Source organism: Candidatus Gastranaerophilales bacterium, from assembly GCA_028696075.1.
Classification (GTDB): domain Bacteria; phylum Cyanobacteriota; class Vampirovibrionia; order Gastranaerophilales; family JAILCC01; genus JAQVHS01.
Genome location: JAQVHS010000009.1, coordinates 1 through 17,178, shown reverse-complemented (window position 1 = coordinate 17,178; position 17,178 = coordinate 1). Strand labels below are relative to the sequence as shown.

The window sequence follows — 17,178 nt, the reverse complement described above, 5'->3', positions numbered from 1 at the left end:
GTAATAAAATTAACTTATGAAAATTTCATTTATTACAGCGAGTTATAATTATCAGGACTATATTGCAGAAACTATCAATTCTGTAATAGCCCAAACTTATGAGGATTGGGAGCTAATCATTGTTGATGACGGTTCAAAAGATAATTCGGTTAATCTTATAAAAGAGTTCTGCGCAAAAAATCCTAAAATAAAACTTTTTACCCACCAAAACAATGAAAACAAAGGGCTTGTAGAAACAATTAAACTTGGACTTTCAAAAGCTCAAGGAGAGTTTGTTGCTTTTCTGGAGTCCGATGATTATATTGCTCCTGATTATATAGAAAAAAAACTTGCAGTCTTAAATCAATATCCTGATGTTAAATTTATCTTTAATGATATTGAAATGTTTGGAAATCAGGAAAAAATAAACGAGATGAAAAAATATTTTGAAAAATTATATGGTGTTTTTGATAAAGTAACTGAGCCTGTCAGGATTTATAAATATTTTTTCTTTTATAATTTTGTGCCGACATTTTCTTGTGTTATGGTAAATCGCAACGTCCTTATGGAGTGCAATTTTGACTCCCCTATAAAGGCCTGGGTTGATTGGTGGCTTTGGGCTCAGATTTCATTTGAAAATGATTTTTACTTTTTAAAAGAAAAACTTACTTTTTGGCGGATGCACCAAACAAGTTATATAAACCGTGCGGCTAAAACGGTAGATGATAATCAGCAGATGTTTTTCAGAGAACTTTTAAAATTTTTAAAACCCGTTGATTTTCCTTATTATTTGCTGGTGGCGATAATTAAGACCCGCCGTATTGAAAAAATATTTAGAGGTTTGTTAAATAAAATTCTGGCAATGAACATTCTTGTTGTTTACGATAAAAAGCCAAAGACAGAGTAATTGAAGATGATAGTATTAGATAAACTTCCTGAAATATTTCAATATTCATCTTCTTTAGCGTTAGGCTTCTTTGACGGGCTTCATTTGGGGCATCAAAAAGTTATACAAAATGCGATTGATATGTCCAAACAGTTATGTACAAAAAGTGTTATTTTAACTTTTCAAAATCATCCTGTGGAGCTGCTTTATAATGTTAAGCCTGAATTTATAAAAACTCCTGATGAGCGTATAAAGCTTTTTCAAAAACTTGGGGTTGATATTGTTGTTATGCCCGAATTTTCCCGTGACATTGCTATTTTAAATGCACAACAGTATTTTGACCAAATTATAATGAAATTCAACCCTAAAAGTATCACTACAGGTTTTAACCATCATTTTGGCAGTCAGCAGTCAGGAAATAGTGCTTTTTTTATCAAAAAATCAAAAGAGTATGATTTTATATTCAGGGAAATTGAGGCTGTAAAAATTAAAAATGAAATTATAAGCAGTACGTTGATAAGAAATGCTATCAAAGCAGGTGATGTTGAGATTGCAGCTAAACTTTTATTAGAACCTTATAAAATTAAAAATATGGTTAAAGAAGGGGATAAAAGAGGTAAAACCTTGGGCTATCCCACAGCAAACCTTGAAATTCCCGAAAATAAAATAGCTCCTAAAGCAGGTGTATATTTTGGTTATGTTTCCGTGGGTAATATTAAATACAAAGCCGTTGCAAATGCAGGCTTTCACCCTACGTTTAATATTGCACCAAAAGAAATTTTGGAGGTTCATATTTTGGATTTTGACCGTGATATCTATGGTGAAACAATAGAGTTCACTTTTATTGAAAAATTACGTGATGAAATAAAATTTAAAACAGCAGAAGCCTTAAAAGAACAGATGGCACTTGATGTTGCTAAGGCCGGGTCGTTATGAAGGACTTAACCCTTGAGAAACTTGAATGGGACAAAATCACATCTTCACTTGAAAATTTTGCCCTTACTCAAAGGGGAAAGTTTTTATGCTCTGATATTGCGCTTAGCAGCGATATTGAACTTGTAAGCTATGAGCTTGATTTAGTGCAGGAAGCCGGGTTTTTGCTTGACAGAGCTTTGAAACCGCCTTTAGAACCTCTTTGTGATATGGAGGAAATTATTAAAGACGCTAAAGAAACATTGTTTCTTAACCCTCCCGAGATTATAGAAACGGCATTGAGCTTTAAGCTGGCAAGGCTGTTAAATTCTTTTTTTCAAAAAAATAATACTGCAGCGCCTAAACTTGCTGCACTTTGCTCTGAGTTTATTATAAATAAAGAGTTTGAGGAAGAAATATACTCCAAATTTAATGAAAAATTGGAGCTTAAAGACGATGCAACGTCTGAACTTAAGACTTTAAAGTCATCCCGCAGAGATAACCTTGCTAATTTAAAGACTTTGCTTAACCGTACTATAAGTTCTCTTGGTAAGTATTTGCAGGAAAGCGTTTATACAATGCGAAATGACAGGTTTGTAGTACCTGTCAAAGTTGAGCATAAAGCCCATGTTAAAGGCATTGTACACGATGTTTCAGCCAGCGGCTCAACGCTGTTTATTGAGCCAAAGGCTATAGTTGAACTTAATAACAAAATAGTAGCGCTTGAAGGAAAGATACAGCAAGAAGAAAAAAGAATTTTGAAGGAATTGACCTTTAAAATTTTGGATTACAGCGGTGATATAACCGCAAATCATAAAATAATCAGCAAGCTGGACTTCGTATTTGCAAAAGCTCATTACGCTATTGAAATTAATGCCGTACGACCTGACTTGAATGACAGTGGAACATTGAAGCTGGACGGGTTTAGGCACCCGATTTTAATTAAAATTATTGACGAAGTTGTGCCAAATAATATGGAGATTGGCAAATCTTATAATAGTTTGATAATTACAGGTTCAAATACAGGCGGAAAAACCGTTATTTTAAAATCCGTTGCGCTTTGTGTAATTATGGCAAAGGCAGGGCTTTTTGTTCCTGCACTTGAAGCCGATATTTATTTGTTTGATAAAATTCTTGTGGATATTGGAGATGAGCAAAGCCTGGTCCAGAGTTTGTCAACTTTTTCAGGCCATTTGAAAAATATAATAGAGATTTTAAATCAAAGCAGCGAAAATTCACTTGTATTGTTGGATGAGATAGGAGCAGGTACTGACCCTCAGGAGGGTTCGGCGCTTGCGCAGGCTATCTTGGAATATTTGAATAACAAAGGGGTCAAATCCATAGTAACTACTCATTATGGCGAGCTAAAAGCTTTGGCTTATACCCATCATGGGTTCCAGAATGCTTCGGTTGAATTTGATTCCGCAACGCTAAAACCGACTTACAAATTACTTGTCGGTATCCCCGGGAAAAGCAATGCCATCACCATAGCTAAAAATCTGGGGCTTAATGATGGAATTGCCCAAAATGCGCAGGAAATTTATTTATCTCAAAAAGATAACACGGCAAAAGTGCTTGAAGGTTTGCAAGGGGTTCAGAGGGAATTGAGTAAAACTACTATGGAAACACAGGTTAAAAAAGACGAGCTTGAAAAACTGGAAATAAGCTACCTTGAAAAACTGGAAAAAGTAAGAGCTGAGCGTAAAAAAACTGTTGATGTATATAAGAAAAAATATGAATCTCAGGTTATATCAGCAAAGCAGGAAATTAAACAAATACTTGATGAAGTGCGTGCAGCTAAAAGTGAAAAGCTTGCAAGACGCTCTTTTGCCAGGTTATCCCAAATTGAAAAATCAGCAACAGAAGGTTTTGACAGAGATTTAGAAGAAATAGCGCCTGAATATAAAAAAATGGAACCTCAAAAAATCAAGACAGGGGCAGCCGCTTACTTTAAGAACCTTAATCAGATTGTAGAAATAGTATCTGAACCTGTTAAAAACAAGGTTCAGGTAAAAATAGGCGATGTCATAACTACAGTAAAGATAGGCGACCTTTATATTACCGATAAAAAAGCAAATGCAGCGCCGTCTAAAAAGGTAAGAAAAGGCTTCAAATTTTCAAGGGTACAAGTGCCGAATGTTCTTGATATCAGAGGAATTAAAGTGCTTGATGCACTCGATATGCTGGATAAATACCTTGATGAAGCGAGTATGTCGTCTTTGCCTAGTGTAACTATAATACACGGGCATGGAACGGGTGCTTTGCGCAATGCGGTCAGAGAATATCTTAATGACTCACCTTACGTCGCCAAGTATCGAGCCGGCGAACAGGCAGAAGGTGCAGACGGCGTAAGTATAGTGGATTTAAGATAATTCTTGCTTTTTCTTTAGTTTAATTCTTGTTTTAAACAGTTTAAAGAAGTGAATATATAAGGCTTCAGGCGTTTTTTCAAACCTTATGGTTGAGCATTCTTTTATATGTTTAATAGTGTTGTTCTTAATCCTTGTTTTAAACAGTTTAAAGAAGTGAATATATAAGGCTTCAGGCGTTTTTTCAAACCTTATTGTAGGGGCTATATAAGACAAGAGTTCATTTAAAAATGTCTGCTTTTTTAACATTGAATTCGCTGTTTGTTCTATCTCATAATCTTTTTCACATATAAGCTTAATTTTTTTAAGATTTAACAATTGCAGAGTTTTTATGATTAAATCTACAACCAATTTGCTTCCATAAAATTTAATCAGGGCTTCAAAGAATTCTTTTTTCTGTTTTTCATTTAAGACGCAAAATAAGTCTGTTAAGTTTTTCAAGGTTCCATTACAGTGTTTTTGATTTAAATCAAACATGTGCATATAGCCATCAACACCTTTATGATTTTCAAGATTTATATTCTCAACAAGTTCTTCTTTCAACTTTTTATTCTTAAAGACCTGCATTGCATTGACAAAACCAAATTGCCAATAACAATTTGTCATATATGGGTGTTTTAAATTATTATTTACACAGCCTCTTGTATAGGAAGCATCTTCAAGATTATCAATCATCTTAACTGCCCAATTCTTACATATATAAATATTAAGATTATCATTAAGATACTTGGCAAAAATGCCCATTTGAGGAAACATAGTTGATATGTTATAATTGGCATTTATCATGGATGTGTCTGTAATATGCTCTGTTTTATATATTGCAGCCGGGACAAAGGTTAATTGTTTAATAAGGTTAACCTTATTTTCCTTTGGATTTAGATAGTTTGCCACCACAATTAAATCATAGTTATCATCAATAGCTTGTTGTACTTCATTCCAATTAGACCAGTCATATGTATCATCATCACACAAAACCCATACGTACCTGGCTGTTGCCATTTCAAAAGCTCTTGCAATATTTGCATTTCCACCTATATTTCTGTTGTGAATAATGTGTTTGATATTAGGGAATTTTTCTCTATATTCTTCAATTAAGTCAGATGTTCCATCTGTAGATTTGTTATTTAAAATAGTGATAGGCAAATATTTTATTGGTGAATCATCTGCAAAAATCTGTTCAAAAGTTTTTTGTAGGTATTTCTCTCTGTTATACGTGATTAGTATTACTTCTAATTCTTCTTTATAACTCATCAGCTTTCCTTCATATTAAACTTCATTTTTATTCCAAGAATAGTTATAACTTTATGCCAATTATCATCATTTTTAACGGAAAAAATTTGCTCTAAAAATGAATTCTGCTCAGATTTTTCATTCAATTCATTTATTACAGCTAACATGTTATCCGTTTTATTGTTCAAGTCATTTATTTTGTTCTTCAATTCTTCCTGGACTTCGAGTAATTCCATTTTTATTGCATTTATATCGTCAATATTTGAAAGTTTGATATTTGAACTAAATTCTTCTAAGTAATACATTTCTTGCTCATTTTTCTCTTTATATTCATAAGTTTGTGCAAATTGTTCAAGTTTATCTATAGCTTCTTTACCCGCTATATTTCCCGGGGCTAATGCGCCACCACAATAAACTATGTCAATCCCTAGGAGCTTGGCTCCGTAGTACAATTTGCCGGCTGCAGCAATCATTTCATCATCCATAATCTTGTTGGCACACATATCATAATCTATCGTAATAATAGTTTTACCCTTTTGATGTTTTTGCACTATCCTGGCAAGATTTAAAAAGCCAAATACATCTTTGTCAGATGTGTTTGAATGGTCAAATAAAAATATGTATTTTAGAATAATTTCTTCAAAAGAATCTGTTTTTGCATAATTTATAACATTGTTACATGTTGTAAAATATAAGTCCTGCCCCCTGACATTTTTGTAAGTTTCACTTGTTCCTGCGTCTATGGAGGTATACAATCGTTTTAGTATTTTTTTATTTACATAAGGGAATTTTTTAGCCAGGCTCTCAGCTTTATTTTTAATGGAGGCATTAGAAATAAACGAAACATCAGGGGTTGCATATTTTTCTGCTAAATAGTTTAGTGTTTCCGGTAAATCTTCAAATAATGAAGGTTCTCCTCCAGCCAAACCTAATCCTATATCATCTTTAAGAAGGTTTCCTTCTGCAAATTTTTGAACCAACGGTAGAACTTTTGTCCTTTCGGGTTTTAGTTTAGCGCCCAATTGTTCATGTGAGAAGTAACAATATTTACATCTCAAATTACAAGTGTCAAAAAGACCGATTGATAAATAGCTCACAGGTCCGACGTTTATTTCATCCTCTTCTTTTTCTATGATTCTTTCACAGCCCTGACAAGCTTTACCTTCATTTATCAAGTCTTGAAGCTTTTTTCTTTTTTGTTGTAATTCATCAAGAGATATTTTTGTATAGTCAAGGTTTTCTTCATCATACAAGGGTTTTGACGGACCGCAACAAGGATATATTTTATCATCCAGGATATTTAAGCCACCCCTAACGTTACTATCCAGCCATTCACAAGTTTTCTTTTTCATTATAAAACTCCTCTTATTTGCAGAACATCTCTTTTCCAGTTGATGTTATTTTTTACTATACAGGCAGGATTTCCTGCTATGATAACGTTTTCTTCCTTAAAATTTTTACTGACAACACTATTGGCTGCCACTATAGAATTATTTGGTACCACTCCATTTTTCATTATTCTGCACTCATCACCTAACCAAACATGGTTGCCTATATGGCATTTATTTCTTTGGTAGTTTATTATTTGACCATTGCTATTATCAACTATTGTGTGTCCGTCAGAACCTACGATTTTTACACCTGAAGCTATCATACAATCTTCACCGATTTCAATGCGGCTGCCTGTTTGATTAGATAAAATAGTTGCTTGACATATACTTACATCTTTTCCTATTTTTATCTCCATATCATAAGATTGCCCCATGTGAATATATAAATTATTTATATAGTTTTTTGTTGATTTTATCTCTACAAAGCAATTAGAAGCATCTTCAAAGTTTATTAAAGAATTAGAAAAATTTTGTGGAAGTTCGATTTTTATAATGTTATTTTTGCTATTTGTAGAAAATTTTGCCAATAATCCTTTAGGCAGATTTTCGGCAGGAATGTTTTTTTCTTTCCCATTTTCTATAAGTATAATTTGATTATCATTTATAATGATATTTTGAGGTTTTGCTTCAGGTTTGGATTTGGGCTCGGGTTCAGACTTAGGCTCAGGCTCGGATTTGGGGTTGTGTTCGGGTTCTACTCCTGAAATTTTTGCAGATGGAATTATTTTGTCTTTAAATTTGATTTTTATTCCCAAAATAGTTATAACTTTATGCCAATTATCATCATTTTTAACGGAAAAAATTTGCTGTAAAAAGCGTTTTATTTTTCTATAAATCATATCTTGGATATTACGCTTTTGTACGAGGACACTTATTATTCTATTTTTACCTAAACAATTGGTGTGTTCAACGATGTTATTTTCTAAAATTATAAAATCATCACGATTGAAGATGTAATCAAAAGTTTTCTGCCTAAAGAAACTTATATGTTCATGCAATGGGATTAAATCATTTTCAGTATATATATTAAAATAGTCTTCATAAGGAACTTCAACATAAAGAAAACCGCCATTTTTTACAAGATTACTTATCTTGTTGGTTATATTTAACGGATAATCAACATGTTCCAATACGTGGTTACACATAATCAAGTCCCACTTGTGTTTTTTGAGTTCTGTTTCTTCACTTAGCTGTTTGACACCTTCAACGAGTTCTATTCCTGAAATATCATAAACATATTTATTTGCCCAAATGAATTCAGCAGGAATAAATTGACCTTTGTCGCCGCCAAAATCTAATATAGATTTGATTTTTTTAACATCTGCAAACTTACAAAGCGTGTTAAAAATTAAATTTTTTCTGAATTCTAATTCAGCCGTGTCGTTTCCAAGGGCAAGGTTTAATTCCTTTGTGTAAGTAGGCTCTAATCGTTCTCTTTGTATTTGGTATTCTTCACCTCTGTAATCCGCATAAAGTTTTGCCATTTCTTCATCATTAGGTCTATAAGAAGAATAATGAAAATCACAATTTTTGCAGGTAATGAAGTATGTTTCAACATTTATATTATTAAACATTCTCTCGATTAAAAAAGGAACAAACGTTGCTTTTTTATGACTTATATTTTTATTTTTGCAGATTATACACTTATTTTTCATTACTTGCTTTCAATTATATTACGATTATATTCTTCCCTGTCTAAAAACGGGAACATGTCTTCCAAGCTGGGTGATATCATTGTACCATCCTCAAGTTTTTTTGCGGATAGTTTTGGCGAAAATGAGTAGTTATTCTCTACCATAACTTCGCATACTACAGGTTCATTACAGTCCAATACTTCTTTAATTTCGGCGGCAAGTGTTTCAGGCTTAGATATTTTTACGGATTTTAAACCAAAGCCTTCTGCCAGTTTGCAAAAATCAGGAACGCTAACGCCGCTGTCACTGCCTGAGCCTGTCATTCTGCCGTTAAAGAAATTTCTTTGAGTTTGTTTAATAGAGGCGTAACCGTCATTATTTATAACGAATATTTTTATCGGTAAATTATTATGTTTAATAGTTTGCAATTCCTGTAAATTCATCATAACAGAGCCATCGCCTGCCAAACATACAACACTTCCGTTATCTTTTGCGACGCTTGCACCTATCGCAGCAGGCAAATCATAACCCATAGAGGCATCACCGGAGTTCCAAAAAATTCTTTGTCCTTCTTTTACAACGCCCACTTGGAACAAACAAACGCAAGCCGAGCCGTTGGCAGCTACCATTATGTCATTTTCAGCCATTGCTTTTGTGAGTTCATGTACCAAATGGTAGGCTTTTATGACACTTCCTTCCTGTTCGTATTCGGGAGTGTTTTCAAATGAGTATTTATTTTGCAATTTTTTGCAAAAATCAAGCCAACTCCTTCTCACGTCATGCTGAACTTGGTTGACAAAGGGAACCACTAAGCTCTGCGAAGCGAGTGACCCTGTCTCCGTAGCGAAGCGAAGCCCGGGAGCATGTTGGTTCGATTCTGAAATGAATTCAGAATGACAATTAATTTTATTGAATAACTCGGGTAAAAACTCTTTTAAATCAGCACAAACAGCAATATCAGGTTTAACCGTCGGTTTGTTTAATTCTGCTTCATCTATATCTACAACTATTTTAAATGCGTTTTTGGCATAATTTTCCCAGTTGTAGCTTGCTTGTCTGATGTTATTTCTTGTACCCAGACAAAGTATCACATCAGCATTTTGTAGTGTAAAATTACCGCAGCGCTGACCTATTGTACCTATTCTGCCCACATAATTTTTGTGGTTATCGGGCAAAATATCGAAACCGTTAAAAGTTGTTACAACAGGGATGTTGGTTTTTTTTATAAATTCTTTAAACAATTTATTTGTTTTAGATAGCGTAAGCCCGTGCCCTGCTATAATCAAGGGACGTTTTGCCTGTGATAATTTATTTATAACTTCATCAATTTTTAAGTCATAATTTTGTGCTGCAGGCGGCTTAAATTCTAAAAGCTCATTTTCATCAATTAAAGCGCCTTGTACGTTCATGGGAATATCAAGCCATACAGGTCCCATCCTGCCTGTAGTTGCTTCATAAACGGCTTTATCAAGATGATATTTGATTTCGTTAGGTTCAGTTACCATTTTTGCATATTTCACTAACGGCTTGACTACGCCTATGATGTCTACTTCCTGGTCACCAAGCTGCCTCAAGGGAACGTCGGGACAAGCTGCTATAGTTGTAGAGAATTTTACCTGACCTGAAATATATAATACGGGAACGCTGTCTGTCCATTGCCCGAATACGCCGTTTAAACAGTTTAATCCGCCCGGACCTGTTGTAACATTAACTACCGCAAGTTCTTGATTGATTCTGGCATATCCTTCTGCCGCTATGGCACAAGCCTGCTCGTGATGGTTGGCTATGTATGGAATTTGTTGACCCAAACTGTCATTCAAATGCATAGCCCCGCCGCCTGACACCATAAAAAAATTCCTGACTTGATAGAATTCTTTTAATCTTTTTGCTATATAATCACTTAGCTTAATCATTCTATGGTTCCTTGCCTACTCATAAAGTATTCAATACCTCGCAATTTTTTATTCTATCAATAAACTCATTTAACACTGCTTTTGCTGCATCAGGTGCCATATCTGTAATTTTTACCATTTCATAACCGTCTTTTATCATAACAAGAGCAAGACCTTTACCCGTGTTTTTTTTGTCCTGTCCCATCGCAGCAATGGTTTTTTCTACATCTATACTAATTTTCGCCATATTTGTTTTTAACGACGGTAAAAGCACATTTTGTTTAATAAAATCTTTGTTTTCTTCGCTTAGAAGACCTCTTTTGCAAGCTTCTTCATTTGCCAAAAGCATGCCCGCGACGACACCTTGCCCGTGAGATATAGCAAAATCAGTTGCACTTTCTATTGCATGTCCGAAACAATGCCCGTAATTCAGCATATTGCGTTTTCCCATATCAAACTCATCGTCTTCAATGTAAGATTTTTTAATTTTCAGACAATTTTGAGTTCGCTTAAGTACGCATACAGGGTCAATTATATCCAATAACGGTAACGATTTTATAAATGTTTTTGTATCTTCTTCACCGTTCATAAGATGAAGCTTTGCCATTTCGCCTATGCCTGAATAATAGTCTTCTTTTGTGAGTGTTTTCAGGAATTCGGGGTAAATGTGGATTTCTGATGGTGGATAAAAAGTTCCGACAAGGTTTTTGAAGTGCTTAAAGTTAAGTGAAGTTTTAGCGCCGATGCAGCTGTCAACCTGTGCAAGAAGGGTTGTAGGAACAAATATCCAATTAACGCCCCTATATAAAGAAGAAGCCGTAAATCCGGTTACATCCTGTATTATGCCGCCTCCTATAGAAATAAGATTAAGATTTTTTCTTGGGGCATAAGACATGATTTTCTCGTAAAGTTCGCATACTGTTTCAATGTTTTTAATTTCTTCACAAACTTTTTGAATTATTAACTTTTCTTTCGGGATTGAGCTTAAACAGCCGTTTTTATGCAGATTCCAAACATTTTCGTCAACAATAAATACGCTATTCTCTAACATAGAAAGTTCTTTTAAGAAATTGTCGCTGCTTTCAAAATATACCGTATAATTTTTTATATTAGATTTTATAGTCAGTTCTTCTATACGCATGAAAATCCTCCGTCAATGAAGATGGTTTGGCCTGTAATAAAAGTATTTTCTTCACCGGCTAAAAAGTATATTGCTTTTGCTATTTCTTCAGGCTGTGCCATCCTTTTTATCGGCAAAGCCTCTTCCAGAATTTTAATTTGCTCAGGGGTATTGTTTTGAGCAGTTAATTCAGTGTTAACAAAACCCGGGGCAAGTGCATTAACCAGAATATTGTATTGGGATAATTCAACAGCTGCAGCTACAGTCAGACCCTTAACCCCTGCTTTTGATACACTGTACATAATCCTGCGTTCTTTTGAAAAATCACACCAAATAGAAGCTATATTTACTATTCTGCCGTAACGATTTTTTTTCATAGAAGGGGTCACAAGTTTTATTAACCGCATTTGAGATATGAGATTAACTTGCAGGGTTTCTGATATTTTTTCTTCAGTCATTTCTTCAATGGAGGCTAAATCATTGATGCCGCCGTTATTGATTAGGATATCTATTTCACCGATAGCGCTCATATATGCTTTTATACTATCGTTGGAAGCAAGGTCCATTTCGCTTCTTGCAGGAGCGAAGACGTTAAAGCCTTTTTGTTCAAAGAGTTCCTTTGTTGCTTTACCTATACCTCTTGAGGCACCCGTAATCAAAACCCTACGCATAAACTCCGCCGGCCTCTTCGATAAGTTTTTTATATCTTGCTTCAAGCATTGTTAGCCTCTGACAATCTTCTTCAAAGATCATTTTATAGAACTCTCTTTTATTCTTTAACCACATAAGTTCAAACCCTACCGCTTTTAGTATACCTTTATCGGAATTAGGGTCTTGGAGTGCTTTTTGTGCATCAAAGATAATTTTACGTGTTTCAAATTTGTATAAAGCATTTTGGGGCAGTTTTTTAAAGAAAGGAAGCGAATGTGCCGATACCCCGCCGCCTATAATGAAATTTTTATTATGTTCAAGAGCTTTTATGGCAAGATTATTAGCTATGTCAAAAATTTCTTCACTGTTAATATCTTCTCTTGATAAACCCATAGAACCTGTCATATCAACACGCCCGAGTACAATACCTGTCAAGTCTTTTGCTTCCGGAATAGCCAACATTTTATCAATATTCTGATATCCTGTTATAGTTTCTGTGTTTATTAAGAATGCAACGTCTTCCCTTTCTTCTTCGGGGAAAACAAACTTTGTAGCTTGAATATATTTCTTAAGAGCATAAGGGGTTTCAATCATTGGTGCAACTATCGCATTTACTCCGATTGTTCTTGCATCGTACATGTCTTTAATAGCTTCGCAGCCGCCTATTTTAATAGTCAAATCCAAGCCGGCCCTTGTAACGACTTCTTTTAGCCTTAAGGCTTCTTCCATTCTTGTGCCTTCAGCTTCAAACTCAGCTTTTATTCCAATTACATGATGGTTTTCCCGTAAATCAATCAAGGTTTGTACCATCTTTTTTTCTAAATTATTCATGCCCTTACCCTTATTTATCTTTTAATAATAATTGTTTATCTATTATATCTTTGTTTTTATCGTAGTAATTATATAACAAAGATACTGATTTTTCTATATTTGTAAATTTAATATCCATAAAGGCGTTTTTTAAACGCCGGTTATTCCCTGTATAATCAAGCCCATAGCCGTTATTTGCCACTTTTATATTTATATTTTTATTTGACAATTTCTTAACAATTTTTGCTAATTGCAGCAATTCAACTTTTTCATCAGGTACGATGTTATAACTTTTATGTTCAACATTGTTTTCTATAAAAAACTCTAAAATAGGCATTAAATCATCGATGAACAGGTAGCTGAATCTACGGTTTTGTCTTAAGGTTATATCCAACCCATAAATTGCTTTGCAAATAGCGTTTGAGATAAATCTTATTTGCCAGTCTTCGTATTTACCGAATATGCCGAATATATTGAGGTTAACGAAATTATCCAGTTTATCGATTTGTTTTTGCATGACATATTTACAAAAACTATGGTCATCTGTACCCATATTTTTATAAAGATCGTCCTCTTTTACATCGGAGTTATTTTTGGAAACATCATATATAGCGCCTGAGCCTAAATTAATGAATTTTTCATACTTGTCTTTATGCCTTTCAAGGTTTTCAAAAATTCTCATATTTGAATAAAAGCCGTTAGTCGGGTCTTTTGAGTTTCTGTGAGTGGGTTTTACAGCAGAATGGATAACAACGTCAAAGGTTTTATCTTTGAAAAATTCATCCACAGCGTCAGTATCGATTAAGTTGACTTCAAAGCTTCTCGGTGCAGTGATATTATACTTTTCGCCCAAATAGCTTTCTTTGATATTTTTACCTATAAACCCGCCGCTGCCAGTGAGAAGAACAGAAGCTGAGAAGCCCGGAGGCTGAGAAGCTGAGGTACTATTTTTCATTTGTATTTTTCCTTATCAGCGTTAACCTTAAAGCGTTAATACGTCGATTTAATACATCTATTTTATCATAGATATCTTTGTCTACTTCTGTAAAACTTAATTCTTCGGAAATTACAAGTATTGCAGATGCTTCTGAAAGCGAACCTGATGCCATATTCAAAAAATTCGCAAAATCTTTTGCGGTTTTTCTATTTTTACCTTCTGCTATATTTAAAGCAACAGATACAATGGCACGCTTAAGTTGAGCTTTTAAATTATACTCCTCAGATTTTGGTAAATTGTCAGCAATAGAATAAATTATTTTGATAAGTGCTATTGCCTCATTCCAAATAGCTAAATTTTTATACATTAAAATCCTCTTAGCTTCTTAGCTTTCCAGCTGCTTAACTGTCTAGCTCTTCACCCCTTAAGCTATTAGCTGCTTAACTGTCCTGCTGCTTGTTTGATAAACTCATGAATAACATCGGATGTCTTATCAAGCTCATTCTCTGTCAACGCAGGGAAGGTTCCTATCCAGAAAGTGTTGTTCATAATAAAGTCGGTGTTTGGAAGCATTTCATAATGTTCTTCGGTTAAATCTTTGGAGTTCAAAAGTCCGGAATAGGCTATTCTGAGAGAGATATTATCCTCAACCATCATAGGTTGCCTTAGAAGATTCCCTGCAAATAGCTGTCTTGTACCGATACCATTTTTTTCCAGATGTTCAACAAGCTCTTGTTTATTAAAGTCATTATTTGGCTTGACCGAAATTAAAAATCCAAACCAAGAAGGCTTTACTCTTTCATCTACCTCGGGCAAAATTAAATATGGTCTTAAATCATCAAGTTTTTTGAGTAAATAATTGGCATTCTCTGTTCTTCTTTTCAAAAACTCCGGCAGTTTTTTCAATTGAGCTAAAGCTATAGAAGCTTGCCAGTCAGTGATTTTAAGGTTAAAGCCTATATGAGAATATGTGTATTTGTGGTCGTATCCAAAAGGCAGGTTGCCAAGTTGCATCTTAAAACGTCTTTTACAAGTATCGTCTTTACCGGGCGGACACCAGCAATCTCTGCCCCAATCTCTGAAGGACATTATTATTCTGTATAATAGTGGGTCATTTGTCGCCACGGCTCCACCTTCACCCATTGTAATATGGTGTGCGGGGTAAAAGCTATATGTAGAAATATGCCCGAAAGTACCGACCTTTTTACCGTCAAATTCAGCGCCTAAGGCATCACAGCTGTCTTCAATAAGCCATAAGCCTTTTGACTCGCATAGTTTGGATATTTCATCAAGGTCAAAAGTATTGCCGAGAGTGTGAGCCAAGAATATGGCTTTTGTTTTTGAGCTTAATGCTTCTTCTATTTTTTCAGCCATAATATTATATGTACCGACTTCGCAATCAACAAATACAGGAACCAAACCTTGCTGCAAAATAGGATTAACTGTTGTGGGGAACCCTGCCGCTACGGTGATGACTTCATCACCTTTTTTTAACCTTTTATCTCCTAATTTTGTTGATGTTAAAGCCGATAACGCAAGCAAGTTTGCGCTGGAGCCTGAGTTTGTCGACAGCACATATTTTACACCCAGATATTTTGCGAATTCTTTTTCAAATTCATCGTTAAATCTGCCTGTTGTAAGCCACATATCAAGCGAGGCATCCATCATATTTTCAAGCTCTTCAACTCCTAATACTTTCCCTGATGCGGGTATGTAGTTGAATTCTCGTTTTTTATCGTAAATTGCTTTATAGTATTCTCTCGCCGCTTCTTTTACTTTATTTCTTAATTCTTGTTCCATTTTCTAAAATTTCTCCTTTTTATACAGTTAATATTTTTTCTCTTGCAGTACTTTTTTCCTCAAAATAATTTATTTGCGAGATTGTAAAGTTGTTCATTTTTTCGCCGTTATAGAAACGTTTATACCACTCAATAGTTGCTTGTATAGCTTCTGAAGCGTTAAAGGTTGGTGCCCAGCCAAGTAATTGCTGTGCTTTTTCGATATTGAGCATTAGAAGATTTGCTTCATGAAGGTCGTCTTTTTTATGCATAACGACTTCACCCTTGCCGTAAAATTCAACAACCTTCTGCGCAACATCAGCTACTTTTAATACGCTGTCTTCATTTGGTCCGAAGTTGAAGCCTTCTGCGTATTTTCTACCGTTTGTTAAAAGTTTTTCACCTAAAAGCAAATAACCCGACAGAGGTTCCAAAACATGCTGCCATGGTCTTACCGCTACAGGATTCCGTATTTCTATAGGTTTATTTTCATTGATATATCTTATGCAATCAGGAATTAACCTGTCTAAAGCCCAATCACCACCGCCGATAACATTGCCTGCTCTTGCTGTTGCCATAGAGTAGCCATCGTGAAGAAGATAAGAGCGTCTGTATGATGAGGACATAATCTCAACGCAGCCTTTTGAAGAGGAATACATATCATGCCCGCCCATAGGCTCATCTTCTTTGTAACCACGTTCTATTTCCTTGTTTTCATAGCATTTGTCTGTTGTAACATTGACAAACGCCTGAACGCTTTTACATTTTCTTGCTGCTTCCATAACATTCAATGTGCCTATAACGTTGGTTTCATACGTTAAAAGAGGTTCAGAATAAGAAAGTCTTACCAAAGGCTGTGCTGCCAGATGAAAAACCACATCGGGCTTGAATTTATTAAATGCTTTTTCCAGTTTTTTAATATCTCTTATGTCGCCGAAAATGTTTTTTATATGTTTGTCTATTTTAAGCTCTTTAAACATGGAGGGAGCTGTGTTTGGTCTTAATGAATATCCCAAAACTTCCGCTCCTAAAGTAGTTAGCCAAATAGCAAGCCAGCTGCCTTTAAACCCGCTTGCACCTGTTAATAGAACTTTTTTCCCTCTATAGATATTATTGTACATTCTTGCTCCTTAACCGTTTAAGCCAACAGCCTGTTTTTGCCAGACTGCCCAAGGCGCTTTGTATACCTGCCATAATTCTGTGAGTTCTGTTTTATCTCTCAGTGTATCCATAGGACGCCAAAATCCGTCGTGTTTAAAGGCGTTCAGTTGGTTATCTTTAGCAAGATTTTCAAGCGGAGTCCTTTCAAATATTACATCATTGCCATCGGAAATGTAGTCCAGAACTTCCGGCTGGCATACAAAATATCCGCCGTTAATCCAACTTTCCTCTCCCTTTGGTTTCTCCATAAAAGAGGTAATCATATTGTTGTCTTTTATTATCAATGCGCCAAAACGACCTGAAAGATGCACTGCTGTCATTGTTGCCAGTTTCCCTGATTGTTTATGAGCAGCTATAAGGTCGTTAATATTAACATCACAAACACCGTCGCCGTAAGTAAGCATAAAAGGTTCGTTACCGTTATAATC

Annotated in this window: 15 protein-coding genes; 3 read left to right on the top strand and 12 right to left on the bottom strand. The window is 34.9% G+C overall.

Annotation, left to right across the window (positions count from 1 at the left end; genetic code table 11):
• The first annotated feature begins 16 nt into the window (after positions 1-16).
• From PHX18_06625 to PHX18_06615, 3 genes are read left to right on the top strand one after another with little or no spacing between them, the layout of a single operon-like run.
• Positions 17-886: a glycosyltransferase gene (locus tag PHX18_06625; GenBank protein ID MDD3594284.1), complete on the top strand. Its 870-nt coding sequence runs from the start codon at positions 17-19 to the stop codon at positions 884-886.
• A gap of 6 nt (positions 887-892) precedes the next feature.
• Complete coding sequence (ribF, locus tag PHX18_06620) at positions 893-1,801, top strand: riboflavin biosynthesis protein RibF (GenBank protein MDD3594283.1); 909 nt, start codon at positions 893-895, stop codon at positions 1,799-1,801.
• Complete coding sequence (locus PHX18_06615; protein ID MDD3594282.1) at positions 1,798-4,149, top strand: endonuclease MutS2; 2,352 nt, start codon at positions 1,798-1,800, stop codon at positions 4,147-4,149. The genes ribF and PHX18_06615 overlap by 4 nt, the downstream gene beginning before the upstream one ends.
• Here PHX18_06615 and PHX18_06610 read toward each other — a convergent pair.
• The 12 genes from PHX18_06610 to PHX18_06555 all read right to left on the bottom strand — a co-directional run.
• The gene (locus PHX18_06610) at positions 4,141-5,397 is read right to left on the bottom strand and encodes a glycosyltransferase family 2 protein (GenBank protein MDD3594281.1); all 1,257 of its coding nucleotides are present in this window, start codon (positions 5,395-5,397) and stop codon (positions 4,141-4,143) included. The two genes, PHX18_06615 and PHX18_06610, sit on opposite strands and share 9 nt — an antisense overlap.
• Positions 5,397-6,728, bottom strand: coding sequence for a radical SAM protein (locus tag PHX18_06605; GenBank protein ID MDD3594280.1), 1,332 nt, complete (start codon positions 6,726-6,728; stop codon positions 5,397-5,399). Before PHX18_06605 ends, PHX18_06610 begins: the two co-directional genes overlap by 1 nt.
• Positions 6,728-8,422 carry a methyltransferase domain-containing protein gene (locus tag PHX18_06600; protein MDD3594279.1) on the bottom strand — a complete coding sequence of 565 codons (1,695 nt, stop codon included), beginning with the start codon at positions 8,420-8,422 and terminating at the stop codon, positions 6,728-6,730. Before PHX18_06600 ends, PHX18_06605 begins: the two co-directional genes overlap by 1 nt.
• Positions 8,422-10,314, bottom strand: a complete 1,893-nt coding sequence (locus tag PHX18_06595; GenBank protein MDD3594278.1) for a thiamine pyrophosphate-binding protein — start codon at positions 10,312-10,314, stop codon at positions 8,422-8,424. The genes PHX18_06600 and PHX18_06595 overlap by 1 nt, the downstream gene beginning before the upstream one ends.
• Before the next feature lie 19 nt (positions 10,315-10,333).
• Complete coding sequence (locus PHX18_06590) at positions 10,334-11,434, bottom strand: hypothetical protein (GenBank protein ID MDD3594277.1); 1,101 nt, start codon at positions 11,432-11,434, stop codon at positions 10,334-10,336.
• A complete protein-coding gene (locus PHX18_06585) occupies positions 11,425-12,084 on the bottom strand; it encodes an SDR family NAD(P)-dependent oxidoreductase (protein ID MDD3594276.1) in 660 nt (219 codons plus the stop codon). The genes PHX18_06590 and PHX18_06585 overlap by 10 nt, the downstream gene beginning before the upstream one ends.
• A complete protein-coding gene (locus tag PHX18_06580; GenBank protein ID MDD3594275.1) occupies positions 12,077-12,895 on the bottom strand; it encodes an aldolase/citrate lyase family protein in 819 nt (272 codons plus the stop codon). The genes PHX18_06585 and PHX18_06580 overlap by 8 nt, the downstream gene beginning before the upstream one ends.
• 10 nt (positions 12,896-12,905) lie before the next feature.
• On the bottom strand, positions 12,906-13,829 hold the full coding sequence (locus PHX18_06575) for an NAD-dependent epimerase/dehydratase family protein (protein ID MDD3594274.1): 924 nt from the start codon (positions 13,827-13,829) through the stop codon (positions 12,906-12,908).
• Positions 13,819-14,178: a four helix bundle protein gene (locus PHX18_06570; protein ID MDD3594273.1), complete on the bottom strand. Its 360-nt coding sequence runs from the start codon at positions 14,176-14,178 to the stop codon at positions 13,819-13,821. The genes PHX18_06575 and PHX18_06570 overlap by 11 nt, the downstream gene beginning before the upstream one ends.
• 65 nt (positions 14,179-14,243) lie before the next feature.
• Positions 14,244-15,611, bottom strand: coding sequence for a lipopolysaccharide biosynthesis protein RfbH (gene rfbH / locus PHX18_06565; protein ID MDD3594272.1), 1,368 nt, complete (start codon positions 15,609-15,611; stop codon positions 14,244-14,246).
• Positions 15,612-15,630: 19 nt separating this feature from the next.
• Positions 15,631-16,710: a CDP-glucose 4,6-dehydratase gene (gene rfbG / locus PHX18_06560; GenBank protein MDD3594271.1), complete on the bottom strand. Its 1,080-nt coding sequence runs from the start codon at positions 16,708-16,710 to the stop codon at positions 15,631-15,633.
• A 9-nt stretch (positions 16,711-16,719) separates the two neighbouring features.
• Positions 16,720-17,178 (bottom strand): sugar phosphate nucleotidyltransferase (locus PHX18_06555; protein ID MDD3594270.1); only part of this gene is annotated, 459 nt, incomplete at its 5' end.

Coding starts and splice junctions, on each gene's coding strand:
- PHX18_06625 (MDD3594284.1), top strand. CDS start 17: ATGAAAATTTCATTTATTACAGCGAGTTATAATTATCAGGACTATATT.
- ribF (MDD3594283.1), top strand. CDS start 893: ATGATAGTATTAGATAAACTTCCTGAAATATTTCAATATTCATCTTCT.
- PHX18_06615 (MDD3594282.1), top strand. CDS start 1,798: ATGAAGGACTTAACCCTTGAGAAACTTGAATGGGACAAAATCACATCT.
- PHX18_06610 (MDD3594281.1), bottom strand. CDS start 5,397: ATGAGTTATAAAGAAGAATTAGAAGTAATACTAATCACGTATAACAGA.
- PHX18_06605 (MDD3594280.1), bottom strand. CDS start 6,728: ATGAAAAAGAAAACTTGTGAATGGCTGGATAGTAACGTTAGGGGTGGC.
- PHX18_06600 (MDD3594279.1), bottom strand. CDS start 8,422: ATGAAAAATAAGTGTATAATCTGCAAAAATAAAAATATAAGTCATAAA.
- PHX18_06595 (MDD3594278.1), bottom strand. CDS start 10,314: ATGATTAAGCTAAGTGATTATATAGCAAAAAGATTAAAAGAATTCTAT.
- PHX18_06590 (MDD3594277.1), bottom strand. CDS start 11,434: ATGCGTATAGAAGAACTGACTATAAAATCTAATATAAAAAATTATACG.
- PHX18_06585 (MDD3594276.1), bottom strand. CDS start 12,084: ATGCGTAGGGTTTTGATTACGGGTGCCTCAAGAGGTATAGGTAAAGCA.
- PHX18_06580 (MDD3594275.1), bottom strand. CDS start 12,895: ATGAATAATTTAGAAAAAAAGATGGTACAAACCTTGATTGATTTACGG.
- PHX18_06575 (MDD3594274.1), bottom strand. CDS start 13,829: ATGAAAAATAGTACCTCAGCTTCTCAGCCTCCGGGCTTCTCAGCTTCT.
- PHX18_06570 (MDD3594273.1), bottom strand. CDS start 14,178: ATGTATAAAAATTTAGCTATTTGGAATGAGGCAATAGCACTTATCAAA.
- rfbH (MDD3594272.1), bottom strand. CDS start 15,611: ATGGAACAAGAATTAAGAAATAAAGTAAAAGAAGCGGCGAGAGAATAC.
- rfbG (MDD3594271.1), bottom strand. CDS start 16,710: ATGTACAATAATATCTATAGAGGGAAAAAAGTTCTATTAACAGGTGCA.